The following is a 23,830-nucleotide window of genomic DNA, read 5'->3' as shown; positions in this document are numbered from 1 at the left end:
CTTCGACGAGGCCACGGCCCCCTGGCGCGCCGAAGCTTTCGCGGAGGCGGCGAGCCGGGCGATGACACCGAGAGTGCGGCGCCGCCGCGCTTTACGCCGCTTCGGATGCCGCGGCTTCGCTTTCGGCGTCCACCGTGAACAGGTCGGGCTCCGCCGGGACCGGGAAATGCTTCAGCCGCGCCGCGACGACGGGAGCGAAGAAGCTGCGGTGATGGCTGCTGGGGCCGAGCCGATCGAGCGCCTCGAGGTGCTCGGGGACGGCATAGCCCTTGTGCTGCTCGAAGCCGTAGCCGGGGCAATCCAGCGCCAGCGCGCACATCAGGCGGTCGCGCGTCACCTTGGCGATGATCGAGGCCGCCGCGATCGAGGCCACGATGCCGTCGCCGCCGATCACGGCGTCGCAGTCGCAGGGCGTGGCGAGCTTGTCGCGGCCGTCGACGAAGACATGCTTCGGCATTTCCGGCAGCGCATGCACGGCGCGCGCCAGCGCCCACAGCGAGGCGCGCAGGATGTTGTCGCGGTCGATCCGCGACCGTGACGCCACCGCGACCGAGAACGCTGCTGTCGCGCAGATTTCCTCGAACAGTTCCTCGCGGCGCTCGACGGTCAGCCGCTTCGAATCATCGAGGCCCTTGGGTATCCGATTTGGGTCCAGCACCACGGCGGCGGCGACCACCGGACCCGCCAGCGGCCCGCGCCCGGCCTCGTCGCAGCCGGCGACCGGCCAGACGCCGCGCTTGATCAGCGCGCGCTCGCGCCGAAAGCTCGGCCGCGTCACCACGATGACGCGCTTGTCCGGCTTGGCCGGCTCGGCCGGCTTCTTCTTCGACGCGGTCTTTGACGTGCTATTGGACTTGTCCCGAATCATGCGGGGATCGTGATCAAGCCCGGCCCGCGGCGCAACCGGGAACCTGGCGCCCTTCCCCGTTATTCAATCCGCCACCCTCATCGGGATCGGCGCTCTAATCGGGAATTGACACCCGGCGGTCGTCGCGAACCTCAAAGCCCGGCGCGCGCACCACTTCCCAGGCGTGGCCGTCGGGATCGCCGAAATAGCCGCAATAGCCGCCATAGCTGGTTGGCTGCGCGGGCTTCAGCAGCCTGGCGCCTTTCGACAGCGCGAACGCCATCACACGATCGACCTCGGCGTCGTCGTTGCAGTTCCAGGCGATCGCGACGCCGCGGAACGCTGACGGCCGTGGCTGATCCGGCAGCCCGGCATCGGCGGCGAGCAGATGCCATGGGAACAGGCCGAGCACGGTGCCGCCGGTCTCGAAGAATGCGACCTCCTCGCCGGTCACGCGCATCTTCCTGGTGAACCCAAGCGATTCATAAAAGCCGATGCTGGCGCGCATGTCGCTCACGCCCAACGTGAGGACGGTGAAGCGTGCGGTCGGGGCGTTACTCATGTTTGCACTCACTGTTTGACGTCTTCGTAGCCCGGATGGAGCGAAGCGCAATCCGGGAAAGCTTCAGCCGCTAACACGGGACCCCGGATTTCGCTGGGCTCCATCCGGGCTACGCCCTCGCCTAGAATAGACTGAGTTGCTGCCCGTTGCGCTTCGGCTTGGCGAAGTGATCGGTGGTCAGCTTGGTCCGCCTCTTGTTGAGGCCGAGCTTTTCGCAGGCGATCTCGAAGCGGCGGCCGATCATCCAGGCCATCGGGCCGGTGCCCTTCATCCTGGTGCCCCATTGCGAGTCGTAGTCGCGGCCACCGCGCATGTCGCGGATCAGCGTGAAGACGTGACGGTAGCGGTCGGGATAGTTCGCCATCAACCATTCGCGGAACAGATCGCGCACCTCGAGCGGCAGGCGCAGCAGCACGTAGCTCGCCTCCCTGGCGCCGGCATGTGCGGCGGCATCGAGGATGCGCTCGATCTCGGAGTCGTTCAGCGCCGGGATCACGGGCGCGACCATCACCGTGGTCGGGATGCCGGCGTCGGCGAGCCGCTTGATCGCCTCGAGCCGCTTCGGCGGGGTCGAGGCGCGCGACTCCATGGTGCGGGCAAGCTTCGGGTCGAGCGTCGTCACCGAGAGCGCGACCTTGGCGAGATTGCGCTTGGCCATCCGCGCCAGGATGTCGATGTCGCGGGTGACCAGTGCCGACTTGGTGACGATACCGACCGGATGGCCGGCGCGCTCCAGCACCTCGAGGATGGCGCGCATGATCTTCCGGTCGCGCTCGATCGGCTGATAGGGATCGGTGTTGGTGCCGATCGCGATCATCCGCGCCTCGTAGTCCGGCGCCGCCAGCTCCTTCTCGAGCAGCGCGGGTGCGTCCGGCTTGGCGAACAGCTTCGATTCGAAGTCCAGCCCCGGCGACAGGCCGAGATAGGCGTGGGTCGGCCGCGCGAAGCAATAGACGCAGCCATGCTCACAGCCACGATAGGGATTGATCGAACGGTCGAAGCCGATGTCGGGCGAGTCGTTGCGGGTGATCACCTTGCGCGAGGTGTCGAGCGCCACGCTGGTCGCAAATGGCGGCAGGTCCTCGAGGCTCTGCCAGCCGTCGTCGAAGGCAACGCGCGCCTCGGCCTCGTAGCGGCCGCTGGCGTTGGACTGCGCGCCGCGGCCGCGCCGCCGCTCGCGCTCGATCGCGACCGCAAGCTCGGGAAAAGGGGAAGGTGCACCCGCCGGGTTATCGGAGGGCGCCGTTACCGGCGGGTGCTTGAGGGCATGAGAGGATGCTCGGCTCATGCTTTGAAGCTAACACAGCACGAGAACAAATCAAGAACATGAACAGAGAAATTCCACAAAACCTTGCTACAAAATTCTGCAGGCGAACAGGCTGCTTTGAATATGACAAGGTGATAACACGGCCGGAGTTTCTCCACCGTTTGAGCCATCGAAGCCTCAAAATCATGCTGAGCGTGATCATTCCAACCGACGGCGTCGAGCGCACCGCGGTCGCAACATTGGCGGCGCTGGTGCCGGGCGCGGCCGCGGGCGTCATCCGCGAAGTGCTGCTGGTCGACCGCGGCAACAGCGATGTGATGGAGCGCGTCGCCGACGTCGCCGGCTGCCGCTTCCTGCGCTTCGAGGGCACGCGCGCCGCCGCGCTTGCGGCAGGCGCGCGGCAGGCGCGGTCGCCTTGGCTGATGTTCCTGCATCCGGGCGCGGTGCTCGATGCCGGCTGGATCGAGGAAACCACCCAGTTCATCCAGATGGTGGCGGCGAGCGGCAAGGACCGCGCCGGCATCTTCCGCTACGCCCGCGCACCCTACACCGATCCGGGCCTGCGCGACGGCCTCAAATTCGTTGCCCGGATGATCACCGGGCCCTCGGCCGAACAAGGCCTTTTGATCGCGCGCGAGCATTACGAGCGGATCGGCGGCTACCGGCCCGACGCCCGCCGCTCCGAGGCGCGCCTGCTGCGCCGGCTCGGCCGTTCCTCCCGCACCATGCTGCGGAGCCGGATCATGGTGGCCTGAACAAAGCGCTTGCGGATTATTTGATTCCGTCAAATAATATATTTGATGAAATCAAATTCCTATGACACCACGCTCGAGAACCAGGTCGCCGCGGTCCGCGGGTTCAGCCGGTTCTATACCCGCAAGCTCGGCATCATCGAGCCGAAGCTGCTGCACTCGACATTCACGCTGCAGGAAGCGCGGATCATCTACGAGCTCGCGCACCGCGAAAATTGCACCGCAACCGACCTGGTGCGCGATCTCGACCTCGATGCCGGCTTCGTCAGCCGCACGCTGGCGGCGCTGCAGCGCCGCCAGATCGTGACGCGGAAGCCATCGAAGGCCGACAAACGCGTCAACGAGGTGGCCCTCACCGCCAAGGGCCGTACCGCAGCCGCCGATCTCGACCGCCGCTCGCGTAGCGAGGTCGGGGCACTATTGAAGCAGATGGACAGCGACCGTCGCGCCGCGGTGGTGCGCGCCATGGGCACGATCGAGCAATCGCTGGAGCCGCCGGCCGAGAAACCGGTCGGCTTCCTGCTGCGCAGCCATCGCGTCGGCGACATGGGCTGGATCGTCTCGCGGCAAGGACAAGCCTACGCGGAGGAATATGGCTGGGACATCAGCTACGAGGCGTTGGTGGCCGATATCTGCGCGCAGTTTTTGCGATCGTTCGATCCGGCCCGCGAGCATTGCTGGATCGCGGAGGTCGACGGCGAGCCGGTCGGCTCGGTCTTCCTGGTCGACGGCGGCGACGGGGTCGCCAAGCTGCGCCTGCTGCTTGTGGAAGAAAAGGCGCGCGGGCTCGGCGTCGGCCGCGCCTTGGTCGAGCAATGCATCCGCGCCGCGCGCGAGAAGGGCTACAAGAAGATGACGCTCTGGACCCAGAGCATCCTGGTCGCCGCGCGCGGCATCTACGCCCGCGCCGGCTTCCAGCGGGTCAAGGAAGAGAAGCATCACAGTTTTGGCGTCGACCTGGTCGGCGAGACCTGGGAGCTGGAGTTGTGAAGCCGCAGCGCCGAGACGTCTGGACTGCGTAGCCCGGATAGAGCGAAGCGCAATCCGGGAGCGGTGCTGCCGCGGAAGAGACTGCCCGGATTTCGCTTCGCTCCATCCGGGCCACGGAAGCTCACCCTTGAGATTCGGGTTCGTGGTTCACACGCCCTCAGATGCGCAATTGCGCGTCGGGATGACAAAAAAGCAGCGGCTAAGCGCTCGCGCCTTTCGCCTTTGGCCGGCGCAGATGTTCATCCAGCCGCGGCATGATCTCGACGAAATTGCAGGGGCGCGTGCGGTAGTCGAGCTGCGCGGCCAAAATGCCGTCCCAGCCATCGCGGCAGGCGCCGGGCGAGCCCGGCAGGCAGAAGATGAAGGTCGCGCCCGCAACGCCGGCGGTGGCGCGGCTCTGGATCGTCGACGCCCCGATCTTGGCGTGGCTCAGCATGTGGAAGGCGATCGAAAAGCCGTCCATCCGCTTCTCGAACAACGGCTCGACCGCCTCTGGCGTCACGTCGCGGCCGGTGAAGCCGGTGCCGCCGGTGGTGATGACGGCATCGACGGCAGGATCGGCGATCCAGCGCCGGATCACGGCTCTGATCGCCTCGACATCGTCGGTGACGATCTCGCGCGCCGCGAGCTTGTGGCCGGCCGCGGTGAGACGATCGGCGAGCGTGGTGCCCGACTTGTCATCCGCCAGCGAGCGGGTGTCGGAAATCGTCAGCACCGCAATGTTGAGCGGGATGAACGATTTGGATTCGTCGAGTGAGGACATTTACACCTCTTTCCATCCCGCTGACGTGCTCGCCTTACGGTGCACTTGCACCGGTGAGCGAGCCTCGAAGGATGGGCCACGGGCTCCGCAATCCTTCGAGGCCCGCCAAGAGGCGAACATATCCCGAGTGAGCGCATTCGCGCTCATCCGGGGATGACGCTACCGGCACACGGCTACAAGCTACCGCCGAACGTGTTGCAGGCCTGCACTGTGCCCTGCTGGTAGCCCCTCATGAACCACTCCTTGCGCTGCGCCGCGGAGCCGTGGGTGAATGAATCAGGCACCACCCTGCCCGTCGCCTGCCGCTGCAGCGTGTCGTCGCCGATCGCGTTCGCGGTGGTCAGCGCGGCATCGATGTCGCCGGCCTCGAGGAAGCCCGGCCGCTTCTTCTCCTCGCGGTTGACCCAGACGCCGGAAAGGCAATCGGCCTGCAACTCGACCTTGACCTGCAGCGCGTTGGCCTCGGCCTTGCTGCCGGCCTGCTGCTGCAGCCGGTTCACGCGCGGAATGATGCCGAGCAGGTTCTGGATGTGATGGCCAGCCTCATGCGCGATGATATAGGCCGCGGTGAACTTGCAGGCGTTGCCAGAGCAGCCGCGGAAGCGCGTCTCGACCTCGCGGAAGAAGCCGGTGTCGAGGAAGATGGTCTTGTCCGGCGGACAGTAGAACGGTCCCATCGCCGACTGCGCCATGCCGCAGCGGCCGCCATTGGTGGCATTGCGGAACAGCACGATCTTCGGACCGGTGTAGGTCTGCCCGCTGGCCTTGAAGATCTCGCTCCAGCGATCGTCGATCTCGCCCAGGATGCCGGCGATCATGCTGCCCATCTCGTCGGTCGGCGCGCCGCGCTTGGCCTGCCCGCCCGACGACTGCCGGTCGGTCTGGTAGGTCGGCGCCTGGCCGCCGCCGGTGAGAATCTCGGCGCCGCCGATCAGGATGCGCGGGTCGATGCCGAAGGCGTAGCCGAGGAGGCCGAGGACGATGATGGTGCCGATGCCGAGGCCGCCACCACCCATCGGAATGCCGAAGCCGCCACCGCCCCCTCCGCCCATCCCGCCTTCATCGCGACGGTCTTCGATGTCGTCGCTGCGGCGGAAATCATCATAGCGCATGGTGGTTTCCCTTCATTCCAGTCGGCGACCCAACGCGGGACACTCCAACTTAAAATTTCCATTCTGTTAATCAATATCCTGCCCGGCAATAATTGCCTAGTCCGGAAGAGGCGCATCCCTTGCGGTGCAAACGGCTGCGAATGAGGGCGAATCTACCGCGCAAATCGTGCCGGTTTGATGATCCGCAATTTTTTCGCCGAATGCTCTGATGTTGCAGCACAACGCCGACGGCACTGCGCCATGCCGCGCAAAAGATGCTGCAATCTTTTGCATGAAGATTTCCAATTAAGTCGATTTTTACTTTGCCGGGTCAATGTGACGCCAGTCGGTTGTTTAGTCCCGCGTCGCCGACAGCGTCGCCTGAGTCAGAGTTCTTGAGTCATGGTAGTGTCGCGTCGCGGGGCGTCTGCAAGGGCGCCCCGCACTAAATTTGAGAGTGCCCCATCGAGCCACATCGTCATTGGCGATTGCGTGGCCGAATTGTCGAAGCTTCAGGCCGGCTCGGTCGACCTGGTCTTCGCGGATCCTCCCTACAATCTGCAGCTCAAGGGCGACCTCAAGCGCCCCGATGAGTCGCATGTCGATGCCGTCAACGACGACTGGGACAAGTTCTCGTCGTTCGCTGCCTATGACGATTTCACCCGCGCCTGGCTGCTGGCCTGCCGCCGCGTGATGAAGCCGTCGGCAACGCTGTGGGTGATCGGCTCCTATCACAACATCTTCCGCGTCGGCGCGATCATGCAGGACCTCGGCTTCTGGCTCCTGAACGACATCGTGTGGCGCAAGTCCAATCCGATGCCGAACTTCCGCGGCCGCCGCTTCACCAATGCGCACGAGACCATGATCTGGGCCGCGCGCGACGAGAAGGCCAAGGGCTACACCTTCAATTACGAAGCGCTGAAGGCGTCCAATGAGGACGTGCAGGCACGCTCCGACTGGCTGATCCCGCTGTGCACCGGCGAGGAGCGCCTCAAGGACGGCGACGGCAAGAAGGTGCATCCGACGCAGAAGCCCGAGCAGCTGCTCGCCCGCGTGTTGCTGTCGTCCTCGAAGCCCGGCGATCTCGTGATCGACCCGTTCAACGGCACCGGCACCACCGGCGCCGTCGCCAAGCGCCTCGGCCGCAGCTATATCGGCTTCGAGCGCGACAAGGCCTATGCCGCCGCCGCCGAGGCGCGCATCGCCGCGATCGAGCCGCTGCCGGAAGCAACGCTGGCGCCGTTCATGACCGCGCGCGAGGCACCGCGGGTGGCGTTCTCCGAACTGATCGAACGCGGCATGATCGTGCCGGGCGCCAGGCTGGTCGACGCCAAGAAGCGCCACGGCGCCCTGGTGCGCGCCGACGGCGCCATCATGCTCGGCGACAAGGTCGGCTCGATCCACCGCATCGGCGCGGTCGCGCAGGGCTCCGGCGCCTGCAACGGCTGGACCTTCTGGCACGTCGAGACCAAGAGCGGCCTGCGGCTGATCGACGAACTGCGCGCCGAGATCCGCTCCGAGATGGCGGCGGGCTGAGCGGCCCGCCGGCCGAGTTACTTGATGCGTCACGCCAACGTGGCGCGCGGTGTCAGCGCGACGGGCAGCCTGCGCTCTTCTCGCCGGTATCCTCGACCATCACGCAGGAATGTCCGGGATCGCCATCGGGATATGGCGTGCCTTTCACCACCAGGAAGGTGACCGAATGGGCCCCGTGGAGGCCGGACGGGAACCGGATCTTCTTGCGAACAACGAATTCGCCGGCGCCGTTCTGGGTGACACTGCCGTTCGCGAGCAGCTGAACCAGCCCGGCCTGCGCGGGGAGCACCTCATAGGGTGTGACGGGACCACTCGCGACGACGGAAGCGGGATCGATGTCCACCACCCCGCCGGGCCAGTAACGTTGCAGATCATCGTGCGCACGGCTCGGACCTGTCTCGATGACCACGTTGCCGGGATTGCCCACAATGTTGAGTGTGCCTCCGCTCTTGCGGATTACGAGGCCCTGGCCGGATTGCCCCTTGAGCGTGTCGATCCCGCCGGAGGGAACGTTGAAGGTGGAGACTGCATATTTGGCGGCGACGACATCAGGCGCCCTGCCCGTCGCGTCGCGGACAGCGCCAACGGCTTGCAGCGAGCCGCTCGACGGTAACTCGTGAAAGTAGGTCAGGCAGTTGGCGCGGCCGAGAAAGCTGACGCGGTCGCGCGCGACGCCTGTCGCGCCGGTTAGCGGCCCCTGCGTCGGATCGCCCCTCTTGCCGCCGGTGCTCAAACTCGTCACGACCACGCGCTCGATCCGCTCTACCGCGCCGCCGAATTGCCAGATGGTCGGGCTGAAGCTTGCGATCACCACATAGAGCGGATCGCTACCCGGCTCGACATTGATCCGCCCGGCGTGCACTACCGCATCCTGCGAGCCTATGGTCACGCTCGACAGCGACTCAGTCTGATACGCACTGAGCAACACGACCCGGGCCTTCTCGGAGACGGCCGGCATCGCGCAGACCGCACGTTCGGCGTCGATCGCCCGCTGCCGCTTGCGGGCGAGTTCGGCCTGTTCGTGCTGGCGCTTCTGCGCCACATCCGGATCACTCGAAGGAGGCGCGGGAGTGCGCCTGAATTCCATGAGCTCCTGTTGCGAGACCTTGCCGTCACTGTCGGTATCGACCTTACGGAACAGCGCCTCTCCCGTGGCCTCGTAGGCGGCACGGGACAGCTCGCCGGCCGTCGCCGTTTCGAGCGCCAATGCAAGTCGGGTCTTTGCCGCATAGCCGCTCAAGGAAGCGACCCGCTGGTTTGCCTCGTTGAACTTCGCTGCCTCGGCAAGGCTGACCTTGCCGTCCTTGTTGACATCGAGCGCCATGATTGTCGTGACCATGCGCTCGGTCGACTCCGCGCTGCCGCCGAGTGGGGACTTGCCGATTACCGACTGGGCGCGCGCCCAACGCGACTCGTAGGCTGCGCTTCTGCGAACCTCGTCCTCGGTCACGAAGCCGTCGCCATCGAGATCGTAGCGCAGCACGCTCATCCAGGCGACGCTCCTGACCTGGACTGCTTCCATGGCGGCGTGCAACTCCACGTCGCGCTGCGTGAGCTTGCCGTCGCCGTCGGCATCGAGGTTAAAGAACTCGCCGCGAAGCTGCTCGAGGTAGCGATCAAGGGACTGCCCTGCAGGTAGCCGCAATAGCAGCTGCTCCTCGGCAGCCTTTGCGGGGGAAGGCGGCGATCCGGCCGGCGCGACTGGCGCTTGCGCGAGAGCGGGCTGTCCGACGCAGGCGACGACGAGACCGGCCAGGCCGGCATGACGGAGGGATGATACCATGAGCATTCGCGTTCTCCCGATCCTCAGGCATTAGGCCGTGCGTGCGTACCGCACAAGCCGCTACCTTTTGTTGAATCCGGGAACGGTAAATGTCGGCTTGAGGCGGTATCCGACCCTCCGCCGATGTCCATGCGGCGACGTTAAGTATCGTTCGTCGCGGTTCGCGGCCGATTGTCACGGTGCGCCGAATGACGGGGTATTGAATGCCTTCGCCTGAATGCCTTCGCCTTGATGCACTCGCGAAGCGGGCCTACGCTGTCCCGTCACTTGCCCGTTTCGATTGGTCGCCGATGCGAAGACAATCCGAGACCTTGCTGCTGGTGCCGCTGCTGCCGGTCTTCCTGCTCGGCATGTTTCCAATGCTGCTGATCGGCCTGCTGGGATTCTTCGGCCTGATCATCTTCGGCATCCTGCTCGTCTGCGTCGGGCTGACGCTCGCCCTCGAGGCGCATGGCGAGTTCAATGAAGAGATCATCGTCCATGGCTACGCGCGGGGATCGGAACGCGCGACGCAGGTCTCCCATTTGCGTGCTGCGACCCGCTCCGCCGCCGCGCTGGACGTCGCGGGCATCGCGCTGGTCGTCGCGGGTATCCTGGGCTTCTTCTGGGCCGGCTGACCAGCGCGCCACGCGACCCTGATGCACAAACTCGCCGCTTGCGCAGCGCAGCGAAATTTGCGCATGAGGGGATCGTCTGCGGCCTTCCCCGCCGCGTCGCGATCTCGCCGGCTACAAGAACCAAGGGAGTCCCTTCATGATCAAATTCTATTTCAATGGTGCGCCGAACCCGAACAAGGTCGCGCTGTTCCTGGAAGAGTCCGGCCTGCCGTTCGAGGCGATTCCGGTCGATACCCGCAAGGGCGAGCAGTTCGCGCCGGAATTCCTCAAGGTCAACCCGAACGGCAAGGTGCCGGCGATCGACGATAACGGCGTGCTGGTGTTCGATTCGAACGCGATCCTGCTCTACCTCGCCGAGGAGCACGGCAAGTTCCTGCCCGCCAATACGCCGGCCAATCGCGCCGCGACGCTGTCCTGGCTGATGTTCATCGCGACCGGCCTCGGCCCCTATTCCGGCCAGGCCGTGCACTTCAAGCACTTCGCGCCGAAGGATCTCGACTACGCCAACAACCGCTACCAGTACGAGGCGCACCGCCATTACAAGATCCTCGACGATCACCTGGCGAAACAGCGCTACATGGTCGGCGACAGCTACACGATCGTCGACATGGCGTTCTGGGGCTGGGCGCGGATGGCGGCGTTCATCCTCGGCGAGGAAGGCTACGCCAAATATCCGAACGTCAAGCGGCTGGTCGACGAGATCTCGGCGCGGCCGGCGGCGGCGCGCGCGATCGCGCTGAAGGACAAGCACACCTTCAAGGCCGAGATGGACGACGCGGCGCGCGACATCATGTTCGGCCACCTCAAGTCCAAGGTGGCGTAAGCCAATCCACACGACGGCAAGACGACGGCGCCCGGATGGGCGCCGTCTTCGTTTGTGCCGTCCGTTAGCGGCGGACCGCTACGCCGGAAACGCGCCGAGCGCCTTCTCGGTCAGGACCGAGTCGCAATATTCCCGCACCTCCTTGATCCGACCACCGTCGAAACGGAACACCAGGCAATAGTCGTTGTCGTAGCGCTGACCTTGCTTGGTGAGGTTGTCGCCCTTGGCCTCGATCACGACGATGTCGCCGTCGGCGATGATGCGATGGGCGACGGTGCGGCCGCGCTCGACCAGTTTCGAGCGGACATGGCCGTGCAGATCGTTGATGATCGACTGCTTGCCGGTGAAGGTACGCGACCAGGAATATTGCCCGGTCACGGTCCAGATCGCGTCGTCGGCAAGCGTTGCCATGAACAGCGAGTTATCGCGCACCGCAGGATCGGGACTGCCTGCGATCACGAACATCTCCTGCACCAGTTTCTTGTTGTCGGCTGCGCTCATGGCGCGTCTCCTTGCGATTGATAGACCCTGATTTCAGGCGTTTCCTCACGCGATGCGGTCTTCGGCTCTCGTGAAAAACGCCTTGCCCGCAATCCTGCGGCGCCTGCGCGCATTCTTCCAATCGATAGGTAGTATGATATATATTCACTCGATGAATTTGAATTCGCTTGACCTCAATCTGCTGGTCGCGCTCGACGCCCTGCTGCGCGAAGCCAATGTCAGCCGCGCGGCGATGCGGCTCAATCTGTCGCAACCGGCGACCAGCCACGCGCTGCAGCGGCTGCGCGACCTGATCGGCGATCCGCTTTTGGTGCGCACCGGCGCGCGGATGGAGCTGACGCCGCGGGCGCAGGCGTTGCGCTCGCCGCTGGCCCATGCGCTCGACCAGGTGCGCGCGCTGTTCGTCTCCGACGATTTCGACGCCGCGCGCAGCGACCGGCACTTTCGCCTGATGATGCCCGACCTCGCGGTCGAGCTCCTGATGCCGCCGCTGATGGAGAAGGTGACTCAGATCGCGCCGAACGTCACCATCGACGTGGTGCCGTGGCGGGGACCTGCGATCTTCACGCCCGAATTCGCCCGCACCATTGATCTCGTGATCTCGATCGGCGACTCCTTTAAGGGCTTTCACCGCCAGCGGCTCTACACCGACAGCGATGCACTCGCGGTGCGGCGCGGCCACCTCGCCGGCGCGAAGCTCAAGAAGCGCGAGGCGTTCCTCGCCGCCCGCCATGTCGCCGTGATCATCCGCGGCCAGAACGAGGACCTGATCGACACCTGGCTGCGCGCCAAGGGCATCGAGCGGCGGATCGCGCTGGTGGTGCCGGGTTATATCGAGGCGCTGCACGTCACCGCGCGCACCGACCTCGTCGCGTTCGTGCCGCGCCGGCTGATCTCGGCGCTGTCGAGGCAATTGTCGCTGATGACGGTGACGCCGCCGCTCGATCCAGGGATCGACGAGCAGCACATGTTCTATCCGACACGGGCGCAGATGGATCCGGGCTCGCTCTGGCTGCGCAAGCTGATGCTGGAGACCGGACGCGAGTTGGAGACGGGGAAGGTGTAGCCCAGCTCTCTCCACACGTCGTCCCGGCGAAGGCCGGGACCCATAACGACAGGGTTGCGTTGTGAGAGTGAGCTGCGGCCCCGGCGTCGCGTAACAACGATCGTTGGTGGTTATGGGTCCCGGGTCGCGCTGCGCTTGCCCGGGACGACACCGAATTTTTGGGCCTTACGCCCTCTGCTCCGCCAGCACCTTCTGCACCGCCGGGCGGCCCTCCATCGCCGCGCGATGCGCCTTCACCTTAGGCAGCGTTGCGATGTCGACGCCGTCGCCGTCGAGCCACAGGGTCAGCGTGTAGAGATAGGTATCGCCGACGGTGTAGTTCTCGCCCATCACCCACGGGCCCTTCAGCATGTCGCGCTCGATCAGGTTGAAGCAGGCGCCCATGGTCTTCGGCACCATCGCCTTCATGTCGGCGAACGACGTCTCCTGCGTCGCCCAGCGCGGACCGCGCATCTTGTGGGCGTGGCAGATATGCACCGTCGAGCACAGATAGGAGTTGAAGGCCTGCAGCCTGGCGAATTCGAAGACGTCGTCGGGCGCGAGCTTCGCCTGCGGAAAGCTCTGCGCGATATAGGCCAGCATCGCCGGCGTCTCGGTCAGCACGCCGCGATCGGTCACCAAAGTGGGCACGCGGCCCTTCGGATTGATCTTCAGGTATTCCGGGCTGTTCTGCTGGTTGGTCTTGAAGTCGATCTTCTCGGTCGTGTAGGGCGCGCCGGCCTCGGCCAGCGCGATGTGGGACGCGAGCGCGCAGGTGCCGGGGGCAAAATAGAGCTTGAGCATGTTGCTGTCCTCTCCGAGCCTTGTCGGTTCGTTGCGAACGCGGCTCTGGTTCTTGTTCTGACGGCGCGGAGGTTAGCGGCAGCCCCCTTGGCCGTCCACCCCGCGCGCCGCAGACCTTGCCCGCGGCGGTGCCGTCGTGCGATGACCATGGCCAATTGAGGGGATTTTTTATGACTGTGCTCATTGCAGGTGGCGGAATTGGCGGGCTGACGCTGGCGCTCAGCCTGCACCAGATCGGCGTGCCGGCCCGCGTCTTCGAGAGCGTGCCCGAGCTGCGGCCGCTCGGCGTCGGCATCAACGTGCTGCCGCATGCGGTGCGCGAACTGATCGAGCTCGGCCTGCACGATGTGCTCGACGCTTCTGCGGTGCGCACCCGCGAGCTCGCCTATTTCTCAAAGCACGGCAAGCCGATCTGGAGCGAGCCGCGCGGGCTCGAGGCCGGCTATAAATGGCCACAATTCTCGATCCATCGCGGCCGGCTGCAACAGCTGCTGCTCGATGCCGCGACCGAACGGCTGGGGGCTGCGAACATTCTCACCAGCCATCACCTCACCGGCTGGACCGAGACCGCCGACGGCGTCCGCGCCGATTTCATCGATCGCGCCACCGGCAAGCCCGCCGGCAGCTATGACGGCGTGGTGCTGATCGCCGCCGACGGCATCCATTCGGCGGTGCGCGAGAAGCTCTATCCGCAGGAGGGGCCGCCAATCTGGAACGGCCGCATCCTGTGGCGCGGCATCACCCGCGGCGATGCCTTCCTGACCGGCCGCACCATGATCATGGCCGGCCACGAGATCCTGAAATTCGTCTGCTACCCGATCTCGAAGGAGGCTGGCCCCGACGGCAAGTTCGACATCAACTGGGTCGCCGAGCGACACATGCCGCCGACCTATCAATGGCGCCGCGAGGACTACAACCGGACCGCCAAGCTCGACGAGTTCCTGCCTTGGTTCGAGAGCTGGAATTTCGACTGGCTCGATGTCCCCGGCCTGATCCGGAACTGCCCGCATGCCTACGAATATCCACTGGTCGATCGCGATCCGATCCCGCAATGGACCTTCGGCCGCGTCACGCTGATGGGCGACGCCGCGCATCCGATGTATCCGATCGGCTCCAACGGCGCCTCGCAGGCGATCCTGGATGCGCGCGTGCTGACGCGCGAGATTTTGGCGCATGGCCCGACGCAGGCGGCGCTCGCGGCCTATGAGGCCGAGCGGCGGCCCGCGACCACGGACCTCGTGATGCTGAACCGCCGCAACGGCCCGGAGCAGGTGATGCAGCTGGTCGAGGAGCGCGCGCCTGACGGCTTCAAGGTCGTCACCGACGTGCTGTCGCAGCAGGAGCTGGAAGACATCGCCGCCAACTACAAGCGCGTCGCCGGTTTCCAGGTCGAGGGACTGAACGCCAAGCCGCCGATCGTGCAGCGGACGGGTTGAGCTGTAGCGCGGCGCACGATCTATCACCGTCACCTGAGGAGCCGCGAAGCGGCGTCTCGAAGGGTGCACGACCCCGGCCGGTGGCCGTGCATGCTTCGAAGCTCGCTCCGCTCGCACCTCAGCATGACGGATTTGCCAATGCGGGCGCGGCTTCACCGCAGCGCGCGCGCCGCCTCCACCAGGCGGATGCTGCTGCTCGCGGTCGCGAGCAGTGTGCCGTCGGCGGCGCTCAGCTTGCCCTCGACGAAGGCGATGGTCTTACCGAGTTGCGTCACCGTCGCCTCGCCGGTGATCGGTCCGGGCTTTGCCGGCGCCAGGAAATTCACGGTCATCGTGATGGTCGTGGTGAAGAGCCGCCCCTCGGTCATCACGAACACCGCCGGCCCCATCGTGTCGTCGAGCATCGCCGAGAGCATGCCGCCCTGGATGAAGCCGGCCGGATTGCAAAACTCCTGCTTGCCGTCGAACACGATCCTGATCCAGCCCTCCTGCGGACGGGCGTCGACCACGCGCCACCCCAGTAGCTTTGCGACGGGCGGCATCGGAATGCGGTCGAGTGCGGTTGCGATCATGGCGGCCTCCGGTTTCCGGAGGTGATAGCGAAGCCCTGCTGCCAGCATGGTGTCAGCAGGTCAGAGCATGATCCGGAAAACTGAGAACCGGTTTTCCGAAACGATCATGCTCAAAAAAATGTGTCGATGATGTGATTCATCGCATCGTCAGAGATCGAGCCCATGCGCGACAACCTTGCGCATCACGTTCGGAAGCGCCTCGCCGTCCAGTGTCGCCACCGGCACCCAGCGCATGCCATCCGGCGCGTGGCTCCGCGGCGGAACGCTGGCGGTGTAGACGACGAGCTCGAGCGGAAAATGCGTGAACACGTGGCTGACGACGCCCGCCTTGCGGTGCCAGCGCGTGACGCCCTTGAGGTCCGGCGCCTGCGCCAGTGCCGCCGCGTCCTCCTGCCCGGCCAGCCATTGCGACCCCGGCACCTCGGTCATGCTGCCGAGCAGGCCTTTTTCCGGGCGCGAGCGCACCAGGAGCTCGCCGCCGCGTGTCACCACGAAGGCCGCGCCGCGGCGCAAGATGCCGCTCTTCTTCGGTGCCTTGCGCGGGAACGTTTCCTGGTCGCCGCGCGTGCGCGCCGCGCAGTCGTCATTCAGCGGACACAATGCGCAGGCCGGCTTCTTCGGCGTGCAGATCGTCGCGCCCAAATCCATCAGCGCCTGAGCACTGTCGCCGGCGCGGGACGGGCCGAGCAATGTCGCCGCCATCTCCTTGATCAGCGGCTTGGCCTGCGGCAGCGCCTCCTCGATGGCGTAGAGCCGACTGACCACGCGCTCGATGTTGCCGTCCACCGGCATGGTGCGGCGGTCGAAGGCGATGGCGGCGATCGCGGCCGCGGTGTACGGCCCGATGCCGGGCAGCGCGCGCAGGCCTTCCTCGGTGTCCGGAAACACCCCGCCGTGGTCGCCCATCACCGCGACCGCGCAGGCGTGCAAATTGCGCGCCCGCGAATAATAGCCGAGCCCGGCCCACATCCTCAGGACGTCGTCGAGCGAGGCACGCCCAAGCGCGGTCACGTCGGGCCAGCGCGACACGAATTTCTCGAAATAGGGCCCGACCGCCCGTACCGTGGTCTGCTGCAGCATGATCTCCGACAGCCAGACGCGATACGGATCGGCCCGCTCCCCCGCCACCGCGCGCCACGGCAGCGTCCGGCGATGCCGGTCATACCAGGCGAGCAGACGCGCCGGGCGGTCGGCCTGCTGATCGGTCGATTTGATTTTGGCGGCAGCGCGAGAACTCATGAACGCATCTTAAGCCACATCTCGCCATGTCATCCCGGGCTTGACCCGGGCATCCACGTCTTTCTTCGCCCGGCACGGAAAACGCCGCCACAATGATGAACACGGTTTCAGCCACATCACCACCACTGCTATAACCCTCCCATGTCCAGACCCGGCCCGATCAGCGCAAAGCCCCTGTCGATCCTGCTCAGCGACGTCTTCACCGACGCCTATGCCAAGCAGGGCTTTGCCGCGCGCGAATTGGTGACGCGCTGGACCGAGATCGCGGGCAAGCGAATTGCCGCCTATTGCGAGCCGCTGAAGATGCAGTGGCCGCGGCCGGTGGAGGGACAGCCGCAGGAGCCGGCGACGCTGGTGCTGCGGGTCGAAGGGCCGATGGCGCTGGAGATCCAGCACTCCTCCGACGTCATCCTGGAGCGGGTGAACCGCTTCTTCGGCTGGCACGCGGTCGGCCGCCTGACCATCCGGCAGGCGCCGCTCTCGCGCCGCAGCCGCCCGGCACGGCCGCGCCCGCCGGACGCCAAAACCGTGGCCCGGGAGGCGGCCAACCTTGCGGCCGTCGAGGACGACGATCTGCGCGCGGCGCTGGCCCGTTTGGGTGCCTCGATCAAGCGAAATTGACGCTTTTCGGCAGGCCCGCCGCAAGACCGCGGCATTGCCACAATGGCCGTTTCAAGCTAGCGAAGGCTTCTTTTTCGGGACCCCTTCATTGTGGCGTGAATGCGCCAATCCGGGAGCTGACCTTGATCATCACGCGCCGCGCCTTCACCACCGCTCTCTCGCTGACCGGGCTTGCCGCCCTCGCCGGCCTGTCGCCGCTGCGCCTGATCACCGACGCGTTCGCGCAGACCGCCGCCGAGGTCGCCAAGCCGCAGTCGCTGCCGGACATGGGGCTCGGCCCGCAGGACGCCAAGGTGACGATCGTCGAATACGCCTCGATGACCTGCCCGCACTGCGCCAATTTCAACGAGACCGTGTTCCCGAAGATCAAGTCGACCTACATCGACCCCGGCAAGGTCCGCTACGTGTTCCGCGAATTCCCGCTCGACATCAAGGCCGCCGCCGGCTCGATGCTGGCGCGCTGTATCGCCAAGGACGACGCGCCGAAGTATTTTGCCGTGATCGACCTGTTGTTCCGCCAGCAGAACGACTGGGTGGTGAAGAACACCACCGAGACACTGACCCGAATCGGCAAGCAGGCCGGCCTCACCCAGCAGCAGGTCGAGGACTGCCTGAAGGATCAGAAGCTGCTCGACAAGATCGCGGCCGACCAGAAATACGCCAACGAGGTGCTGAAGGTGAACTCGACGCCGACCTTCTTCGTCAACGGCGAGATGCTGAAGGGCGAGACCTCGTTCGAGGAATTCAGCAAGCACATCGATCCGCTGCTGAAGAGCTGATCGGGAGCCCGCGAACCTGATGCCTTTGTGCCTCGCTTTCGAGTCGAGGCACGATAATTGTGGACTATTTGCGATCACGGCACGCGGCCGTCGCATCATTTGGTTGTTGAAAACTTGATTCGCGTGATGCGAATCGTCGAGGACATGCAGAGGCCTTAAAACCCTGCAAATCCCTTGGGAAAAGCTAGGTCAAGCGGTTGCCCTGACGCGCGGGCATCGCCATTGTCGCCGCTCATGAGAGCTGCACGCAGCTATTCACCCCAGACACCGACATTGCCATCCATGGTATTGTCACGGCAGGGAGATTCGCGCCCGGCCAAACGAGATTTGTGTACATGAAGCTCACGCGCCTCCGCCTGCACGGTTTCAAGTCGTTCGTTGAACCCACCGATTTCATGATCGAGCCGGGCCTGACCGGCGTCGTCGGACCGAACGGCTGCGGCAAATCCAATCTCGTCGAAGCGCTGCGCTGGGCGATGGGCGAGACCTCGCACAAGTCGCTGCGCGCCGCCGACATGGACGCGGTGATCTTCGCCGGTTCCGGCAACCGTCCGGCGCGCAACCACGCCGAAGTCGTGATGACGATCGACAATTCCGATCGCTCGGCGCCGGCCGCGGTGAACGACAGCCAGCTCCTGGAAATCTCCCGCCGCATCGAGCGCGAGGCCGGCTCGGTCTACCGCATCAACGGCCGCGATGTCCGTGCAAGAGATGTGCAGATCCTGTTCGCCGACGCCGCCACCGGCGCGCGCTCGCCGGCGCTGGTCCACCAGGGCAAGATCGGCGAGATCATCCAGGCCAAGCCCGAGCAGCGCCGTCGCGTGCTGGAAGACGCCGCTGGCGTTGCGGGTCTGCATGCCCGCCGCCACGAGGCGGAACTGCGGCTGAAGGCGGCCGAAACCAACCTCACCCGCGTCGAGGACGTGATCGGCCAGCTCACCGGTCAGATGGAAGGCCTGAAGAAGCAGGCGCGCCAGGCGATCCGCTACCGCGAGGTCGCGGCCAAGGTGCGCAAGTCCGAGGCCATGCTGTTCCATCTGCGCTGGATCGAGGCCAATGCCGACGTCAACGACGCCGCGCAGACCCATGATATCTCCGTGCGCGAGATGGCCGAGCGCACCCGCGAGCAGGCCGAATCCGCCCGCATCCAGGCGATCCGCGCTGCCGAACTGCCGGCGCTGCGCGATGCCGAGGCGCGCGCCGCCGCCGGCTTGCAGCGCCTGACCAACGCGCGCGAGATGCTCGACCGCGAGGAGCAGCGCGCCAAGGAGCGCGTCGGCGAGCTCGATCGCCGTCTCACCCAGTTCGCCCAGGACATCGCGCGCGAACAGCAGCAGACCTCGGATGCCGACATCGCGCTGCAGCGGCTCGACACGGAAGACGCCGAGCTGAAGGAAGAGATCAAGTCGCGCGTCGAGAAGCGCTCTGGCGTCGACGAGCGCGTCGCTGAGGCCGAGGAGATCCTGGCCGCGACCGAGCGTCAGTTCTCCGAGTTGACCACGCAGCTCGCCGATCTCACCGCCAAGCGCAACCAGCTCGAAGCCGGCGTGCGCACGCATCGCGATCGCCTCGCGCGGCTCGATCAGGAGATCGCCAGCGTCCAGGCCGAGGAATCCAGGCTCGCGCAGGAGACCGGCAATCTCGGCGACATCGACGCGCTGGCCGCTGCCATGGAGATGGCGCAGCAGACGCTCGCCGAGTCCGAGGCCGCCGTGCAGACCAGCGAGGCGCATCACGCCGCCGCGCGGCAGACGCTGGAAGCCTCGCGCAATCCGCTCACCGAAGCCGAGAAGCGCGTGCAGCGGCTCGAGACGGAAGCCCGCACCATCTCCAAGCTCGTCACGAGCGAGACCAAGAATCTGTGGCCGCCGATCATCGACGGCATCACCGTCGCCAAGGGCTATGAAAAGGCGATCGGCGCCGTGCTTGGCGACGACCTCGATGCGCCGGTGGATTCCTCCGCGCCGATGCGCTGGACCAATATAGGCGTGGCCGGCGAAGATCCGGCGCTGCCGGATGGCGTCGAGCGGCTGGCCGACCATGTCCAGGCGCCGCCGGAACTGGCGCGCCGCCTGGCCCAGATCGGCGTCGTCGCCAAGGAACGCGGCGCGGCGCTGGTGTCGCAGCTGAAGACCGGCCAGCGGCTGGTGTCGCTCGAAGGCGACGTCTGGCGCTGGGACGGCTTCGTCGCCGACGCGCATGCCCCGACCGGCGCCGCCCGCCGTCTTGCCGAGCGCGCCCGTCTTGTCGACATCGAGCACGAGCTGGAACAGGCCCGCATCGATGCCTCCACCAAGCGCCAGGCGCTGGAGACGGCTGAAGAGGAATTGCGCTCGGCGTCCGCCGCCGAGGGTGCCTCGCGCGAAGCCGTCCGCGCCGCCCGCCGCGAGGCCGACGCCGCGCGCGAACGTCATGCCGCCACCGAGCGCGAGATCAACCGCCACGCCGCGCGCAAATCGGCGCTGACCGAGGCGCACAGCCGCGTCGCCGCCGACCGCGCCGAGGCCGAAGCCGCGCATGAGAGCGCGGCTGCCGCGCTCGCCGAACTGCCGCCGGGTGTCGAGACCGAGGCCCAGCTCGCCGCGGTTCGCGCCGAGATCGACAACCAGCGCCGGGCCGCGGCGCAAGTCCGCGCCGAGGCGCAGGCGCTGGCCCGCGAGGCCGAGCTCGCCGACCGCCGCGTGCAGGCGATCGTTGCCGAGCGCAATGAGTGGCAGACCCGCAAGACCAGCGCCGCCTCGCAGGTCGAGACCGTCGAGGCGCGCATCGCCGAGGTGTCGGCCGAGCGCGAGGAACTCGCCAATGCGCCCGAAGTTTTCGCCGAGAAGCGCAGCGCGCTGATCACGGAGATCGAGCACGCCGAAGGCGATCGCCGCATCGCCGCCGACGCGCTGGCGACCGCGGAAGCCGCGATGGCGGAAACCGATCGCCTCGCCAAGGCCTCGCTCGAAGCGCTGTCCTCATCCCGCGAAGCTACCGCGCGCGCCGAGGAGCGTATGGAAGGCACCCGCCGCCGCCTCGCCGACATCGAGCGCGAGATCCACGACATGCTCGAGGTCGAGCCCAGCGCGGTCGTCGGCATGGCCGAGATCGAACCCGGCCAGGAGCTGCCGCCGGTCACGCAGGTCGAGGAAGAGCTCGAAAAGTTGCGCCGCGACCGCGAGCGGCTCGGCGCCGTCAATTTGCGTGCCGAGGAAGAGCTCAAGGAAGTCGAGACCCAGCACACCGCGCTGACCACCGAACGCGACGATCTGGTCGAAGCGATCAAGCGGCTGCGCCAGGGCATCCAGAGCCTCAACCGCGAGGCGCGCGAGCGCCTGCTGACCTCGTTCGAGACCGTTAACAACCACTTCAAGCGGCTGTTCACCGAGCTGTTCGGCGGCGGCGAAGCCGCGCTGCATCTGATCGAGAGCGACGATCCGCTCGAGGCCGGCCTCGAGATCATCGCCAAGCCGCCCGGCAAGAAGCCGCAGACGCTCTCGCTGCTCTCGGGCGGTGAGCAGGCGCTGACGGCGCTCGCGCTGATCTTCGCGGTGTTTCTGACCAACCCGTCGCCGATCTGCGTGCTGGACGAGGTCGACGCGCCGCTCGACGACCACAACGTCGAACGGTTCTGCACCCTGCTGAACGAGATGACCGGCTCGACCGAGACACGCTTCATCATCATCACGCACAATCCGATCACGATGGCGCGGATGAACCGGCTGTTCGGTGTCACCATGGCCGAGCGCGGCGTGTCGCAGCTGGTGTCGGTCGACCTGCAGGGCGCGGTGGACATCCTCGACCAGAACGTGGCTTAGGCGTAGCACCTACGCGTCGACGTCATTTTCTTGATACCCGCGCCTCCGCATCGTCATTGCGAGGAGCGATAGCGACGAAGCAATCCATGCCTCAGCACGCGGCGCTATGGATTGCTTCGCTCCGCTCGCAATGACGTGGGATAGTCCGTCACATGACCTCACCCGATCTCCCCGCCGAACTGCGCGCAGCCCTCAACGCCAGGCTCGAAGGCCTGTCGCGCAGCGACGCCGCCGGCCGCGCGGCGGTGATCTCGCAGACCTATCGCGAGGGCGGCGGCTCCTCGACGATCAGGACCGAGACCGATGCGCTGGCCTATGCGCTGGCGCGGATGCCGGCGACCTATGCCGCCGTCGCAGCGAGCCTCAACGCCCTGACGGAGATCAGGCCGGACTTCGCGCCGGCGCGCCTGCTCGATGTCGGTGCCGGTCCGGGGACCGCGACCTGGACCGCCGCGGAAGCGTTCACGTCGCTGCGGGACTTCACCCTACTTGATGCCAACGGCGCGTTGCGGACGCTCGCCGAGGAGCTGTTTCACGGCAGCATTCGCCTGCACGACGCCAGCTATCAACTCGGCGAGGCGCGCGCCCTGCTCGACAAGGCCGAGCCCGCCGACCTCGTCGTCGCCAGCTACATGATCGGCGAACTCGGCGATGCCGAGCGCGGGGCGCTGGCCGATGCGCTGTGGTCGAATACCAGCGACACGCTGCTGGTCGTCGAGCCCGGTACGCCCGCCGGCTATGCGCGGATCATCGCATTGCGCGCACGCCTGATCGCCGCCGGCGCTCACGTCGTGGCACCCTGCCCGCATGACGGTGGCTGTCCGCTGGTCGCGCCCGACTGGTGCCACTTCTCGCAGCGCCTGCAACGCTCGCGCGCGCACAAGCAGGTCAAGGGCGCGGAGCTACCCTTCGAGGACGAGCGCTTCGCCTATGTCGCGCTGAGCCGCGCGCGCGTTGAGAACAGGCCATCGCGCGTGCTGGCGCAGCCGGACGTCGGCAAGGTCGAGATCGCGGCGAAACTGTGCACGCCCGAGGGCGTATCGGTTGCGCGGATCCCGCGCCGTGCCAAAACCGATTACGCCCGCGCCCGGCGCTGGCGCTGGGGCGATGCGGTCTAGTTACGTCGTCCCGGCGAAGGCCGGGACCCATAACCACCGAGGTTTGTTGCGAGTGAAGCCGTCGCCGCTTGCGCCCCTTCCGCGGGCCGCGGCGTATGGGTCCCGGCCTTCGCCGGGACGATATTGAACTAATTTGCGGCCATCACCGACTAACGCTTGCCCACCTTTCCGCGGCGGGCTGCCCTGCGCCCCGATCTTGGGCTACGGTGCCGCCGTCTCGTCCATCAGGAGCTGCCCCGTCATGTCGACCAGCTGGATCGTTATCGGCGTCATCGTGCTTCTCGTGCTGTTTGCATTCGGCGCCTACAACCGCCTCGTGGCGCTCAGCCAGCGGGTCGGACAGGCCTTTGCCGACATCGACGTGCAGCTCAAGCAGCGTCACGACCTGATCCCAAACCTGGTCGAGACCGTGAAGGGCTATGCTGCGCATGAGCGCGGCACGCTCGACGACGTCATCAAGGCGCGCAATTCGGCGATGTCGGCGCAGGGTCCGGCCCAGGTCTCGGCGGCGGAAAACCAGCTCTCCGGCGCGCTCGGCCGGCTGATCGCGCTGTCGGAGGCCTATCCGGACCTCAAGGCCAACGCCAATTTCCAGCAGCTCGCCTCCGAGCTCTCCGATCTCGAGAACAAGATCGCCGCCAGCCGCCGCTTCTTCAACAATGCGGTCCAGGAATACAACACCGGCATCCAGCAGATGCCGGCCGCGCTGTTCGCCGGCATGTTCGGCTTCACCCGCAAGGATTTCTTCGACCTCGGCGCCAGCCGCACGGAAGTCGAGGCGGCGCCCAGCGTGAAGTTCTGATTACTTCCTTCGAGATGACGCCCCTTCGGTCATTCCGGGGCGATGCAACGCATCGAACCCGGAATCTCATCTCACTCACTAA

Annotated in this window: 22 protein-coding genes; 12 read left to right on the top strand and 10 right to left on the bottom strand. The window is 66.2% G+C overall.

What is annotated here, in order from left to right:
* Nucleotides 1-91: 91 nt before the first annotated feature.
* From J2R78_RS24515 to J2R78_RS24505, 3 genes are all read right to left on the bottom strand, one after another.
* The gene (locus J2R78_RS24515) at nucleotides 92-868 is read right to left on the bottom strand and encodes a ribonuclease HII (RefSeq protein ID WP_253607145.1); all 777 of its coding nucleotides are present in this window, start codon (nucleotides 866-868) and stop codon (nucleotides 92-94) included.
* Nucleotides 869-962: 94 nt separating this feature from the next.
* Nucleotides 963-1,409: a VOC family protein gene (locus tag J2R78_RS24510; RefSeq protein ID WP_253607144.1), complete on the bottom strand. Its 447-nt coding sequence runs from the start codon at nucleotides 1,407-1,409 to the stop codon at nucleotides 963-965.
* A gap of 121 nt (nucleotides 1,410-1,530) precedes the next feature.
* Complete coding sequence (locus tag J2R78_RS24505; RefSeq protein ID WP_253607143.1) at nucleotides 1,531-2,697, bottom strand: PA0069 family radical SAM protein; 1,167 nt, start codon at nucleotides 2,695-2,697, stop codon at nucleotides 1,531-1,533.
* Nucleotides 2,698-2,861: 164 nt separating this feature from the next.
* On the opposite strand from J2R78_RS24505, the gene J2R78_RS24500 reads away from it, so the two are divergent.
* Nucleotides 2,862-3,431 (top strand): glycosyltransferase, encoded by a 570-nt coding sequence (locus J2R78_RS24500; RefSeq protein ID WP_092087357.1) that lies wholly within the window; start codon nucleotides 2,862-2,864, stop codon nucleotides 3,429-3,431.
* Nucleotides 3,432-3,476: 45 nt separating this feature from the next.
* Nucleotides 3,477-4,418, top strand: a complete 942-nt coding sequence (locus J2R78_RS24495) for a helix-turn-helix domain-containing GNAT family N-acetyltransferase (protein WP_253607142.1) — start codon at nucleotides 3,477-3,479, stop codon at nucleotides 4,416-4,418.
* 199 nt (nucleotides 4,419-4,617) lie between these two features.
* Here J2R78_RS24495 and moaB read toward each other — a convergent pair whose 3' ends face one another.
* Nucleotides 4,618-5,181 (bottom strand): molybdenum cofactor biosynthesis protein B, encoded by a 564-nt coding sequence (gene moaB / locus J2R78_RS24490; RefSeq protein WP_028342967.1) that lies wholly within the window; start codon nucleotides 5,179-5,181, stop codon nucleotides 4,618-4,620.
* A gap of 173 nt (nucleotides 5,182-5,354) precedes the next feature.
* Nucleotides 5,355-6,293: a neutral zinc metallopeptidase gene (locus J2R78_RS24485; RefSeq protein WP_028334795.1), complete on the bottom strand. Its 939-nt coding sequence runs from the start codon at nucleotides 6,291-6,293 to the stop codon at nucleotides 5,355-5,357.
* A gap of 381 nt (nucleotides 6,294-6,674) precedes the next feature.
* On the opposite strand from J2R78_RS24485, the gene J2R78_RS24480 reads away from it, so the two are divergent.
* Entirely contained in the window at nucleotides 6,675-7,808 is a 1,134-nt protein-coding gene (locus tag J2R78_RS24480; RefSeq protein WP_057016998.1) for a site-specific DNA-methyltransferase, read from the top strand.
* A 52-nt stretch (nucleotides 7,809-7,860) separates the two neighbouring features.
* Here the strand turns inward: J2R78_RS24480 and J2R78_RS24475 are convergent, their stop codons facing one another.
* A complete protein-coding gene (locus tag J2R78_RS24475; protein ID WP_253607141.1) occupies nucleotides 7,861-9,453 on the bottom strand; it encodes an EF-hand domain-containing protein in 1,593 nt (530 codons plus the stop codon).
* 428 nt (nucleotides 9,454-9,881) lie between these two features.
* Between J2R78_RS24475 and J2R78_RS24470 the strand changes: the two genes are divergently transcribed.
* Together J2R78_RS24470 and J2R78_RS24465 are read left to right on the top strand one after the other, a co-directional pair.
* Nucleotides 9,882-10,208, top strand: a complete 327-nt coding sequence (locus J2R78_RS24470; protein WP_253607140.1) for a hypothetical protein — start codon at nucleotides 9,882-9,884, stop codon at nucleotides 10,206-10,208.
* Nucleotides 10,209-10,344: 136 nt separating this feature from the next.
* Nucleotides 10,345-11,031: a glutathione S-transferase family protein gene (locus tag J2R78_RS24465; RefSeq protein WP_253607139.1), complete on the top strand. Its 687-nt coding sequence runs from the start codon at nucleotides 10,345-10,347 to the stop codon at nucleotides 11,029-11,031.
* A 78-nt stretch (nucleotides 11,032-11,109) separates the two neighbouring features.
* Here J2R78_RS24465 and J2R78_RS24460 read toward each other — a convergent pair whose 3' ends face one another.
* Nucleotides 11,110-11,532: a nuclear transport factor 2 family protein gene (locus J2R78_RS24460; RefSeq protein ID WP_253607138.1), complete on the bottom strand. Its 423-nt coding sequence runs from the start codon at nucleotides 11,530-11,532 to the stop codon at nucleotides 11,110-11,112.
* A 151-nt stretch (nucleotides 11,533-11,683) separates the two neighbouring features.
* Here J2R78_RS24460 and J2R78_RS24455 point away from each other — a divergent pair, with 151 nt between their 5' ends.
* Entirely contained in the window at nucleotides 11,684-12,598 is a 915-nt protein-coding gene (locus tag J2R78_RS24455; protein ID WP_253607137.1) for a LysR family transcriptional regulator, read from the top strand.
* A gap of 165 nt (nucleotides 12,599-12,763) precedes the next feature.
* Here the strand turns inward: J2R78_RS24455 and J2R78_RS24450 are convergent, their stop codons facing one another.
* The gene (locus J2R78_RS24450) at nucleotides 12,764-13,381 is read right to left on the bottom strand and encodes a glutathione S-transferase family protein (RefSeq protein WP_253607136.1); all 618 of its coding nucleotides are present in this window, start codon (nucleotides 13,379-13,381) and stop codon (nucleotides 12,764-12,766) included.
* A 170-nt stretch (nucleotides 13,382-13,551) separates the two neighbouring features.
* On the opposite strand from J2R78_RS24450, the gene J2R78_RS24445 reads away from it, so the two are divergent.
* On the top strand, nucleotides 13,552-14,817 hold the full coding sequence (locus J2R78_RS24445) for a flavin-dependent oxidoreductase (protein WP_253607135.1): 1,266 nt from the start codon (nucleotides 13,552-13,554) through the stop codon (nucleotides 14,815-14,817).
* Between the two features lie 152 nt (nucleotides 14,818-14,969).
* On the opposite strand, the gene J2R78_RS24440 is transcribed toward J2R78_RS24445, so the two are convergent.
* On the bottom strand, nucleotides 14,970-15,389 hold the full coding sequence (locus J2R78_RS24440; protein ID WP_076830297.1) for a PaaI family thioesterase: 420 nt from the start codon (nucleotides 15,387-15,389) through the stop codon (nucleotides 14,970-14,972).
* A gap of 147 nt (nucleotides 15,390-15,536) precedes the next feature.
* Nucleotides 15,537-16,628: an A/G-specific adenine glycosylase gene (gene mutY, locus J2R78_RS24435; RefSeq protein ID WP_253607134.1), complete on the bottom strand. Its 1,092-nt coding sequence runs from the start codon at nucleotides 16,626-16,628 to the stop codon at nucleotides 15,537-15,539.
* Between the two features lie 141 nt (nucleotides 16,629-16,769).
* Here mutY and J2R78_RS24430 point away from each other — a divergent pair, with 141 nt between their 5' ends.
* From J2R78_RS24430 to J2R78_RS24410, 5 genes are all read left to right on the top strand, one after another.
* The gene (locus J2R78_RS24430) at nucleotides 16,770-17,249 is read left to right on the top strand and encodes a DUF721 domain-containing protein (protein WP_253607133.1); all 480 of its coding nucleotides are present in this window, start codon (nucleotides 16,770-16,772) and stop codon (nucleotides 17,247-17,249) included.
* A gap of 122 nt (nucleotides 17,250-17,371) precedes the next feature.
* Nucleotides 17,372-18,028 carry a DsbA family protein gene (locus tag J2R78_RS24425; RefSeq protein WP_028338651.1) on the top strand — a complete coding sequence of 219 codons (657 nt, stop codon included), beginning with the start codon at nucleotides 17,372-17,374 and terminating at the stop codon, nucleotides 18,026-18,028.
* Nucleotides 18,029-18,363: 335 nt separating this feature from the next.
* Complete coding sequence (gene smc / locus J2R78_RS24420; RefSeq protein WP_253607132.1) at nucleotides 18,364-21,828, top strand: chromosome segregation protein SMC; 3,465 nt, start codon at nucleotides 18,364-18,366, stop codon at nucleotides 21,826-21,828.
* Between the two features lie 152 nt (nucleotides 21,829-21,980).
* Nucleotides 21,981-22,946: a small ribosomal subunit Rsm22 family protein gene (locus J2R78_RS24415; RefSeq protein ID WP_253607131.1), complete on the top strand. Its 966-nt coding sequence runs from the start codon at nucleotides 21,981-21,983 to the stop codon at nucleotides 22,944-22,946.
* A 241-nt stretch (nucleotides 22,947-23,187) separates the two neighbouring features.
* Entirely contained in the window at nucleotides 23,188-23,748 is a 561-nt protein-coding gene (locus J2R78_RS24410) for a LemA family protein (RefSeq protein ID WP_016839704.1), read from the top strand.
* Nucleotides 23,749-23,830 lie beyond the last annotated feature (82 nt).

The sequence above is a fragment of the Bradyrhizobium sp. USDA 4538 genome (assembly GCF_024171045.1).
GTDB lineage: Bacteria > Pseudomonadota > Alphaproteobacteria > Rhizobiales > Xanthobacteraceae > Bradyrhizobium > Bradyrhizobium australafricanum.
The sequence above is the reverse complement of the archived record's forward strand: the minus strand, read 5'-3'. Positions and strand labels throughout refer to the sequence as shown.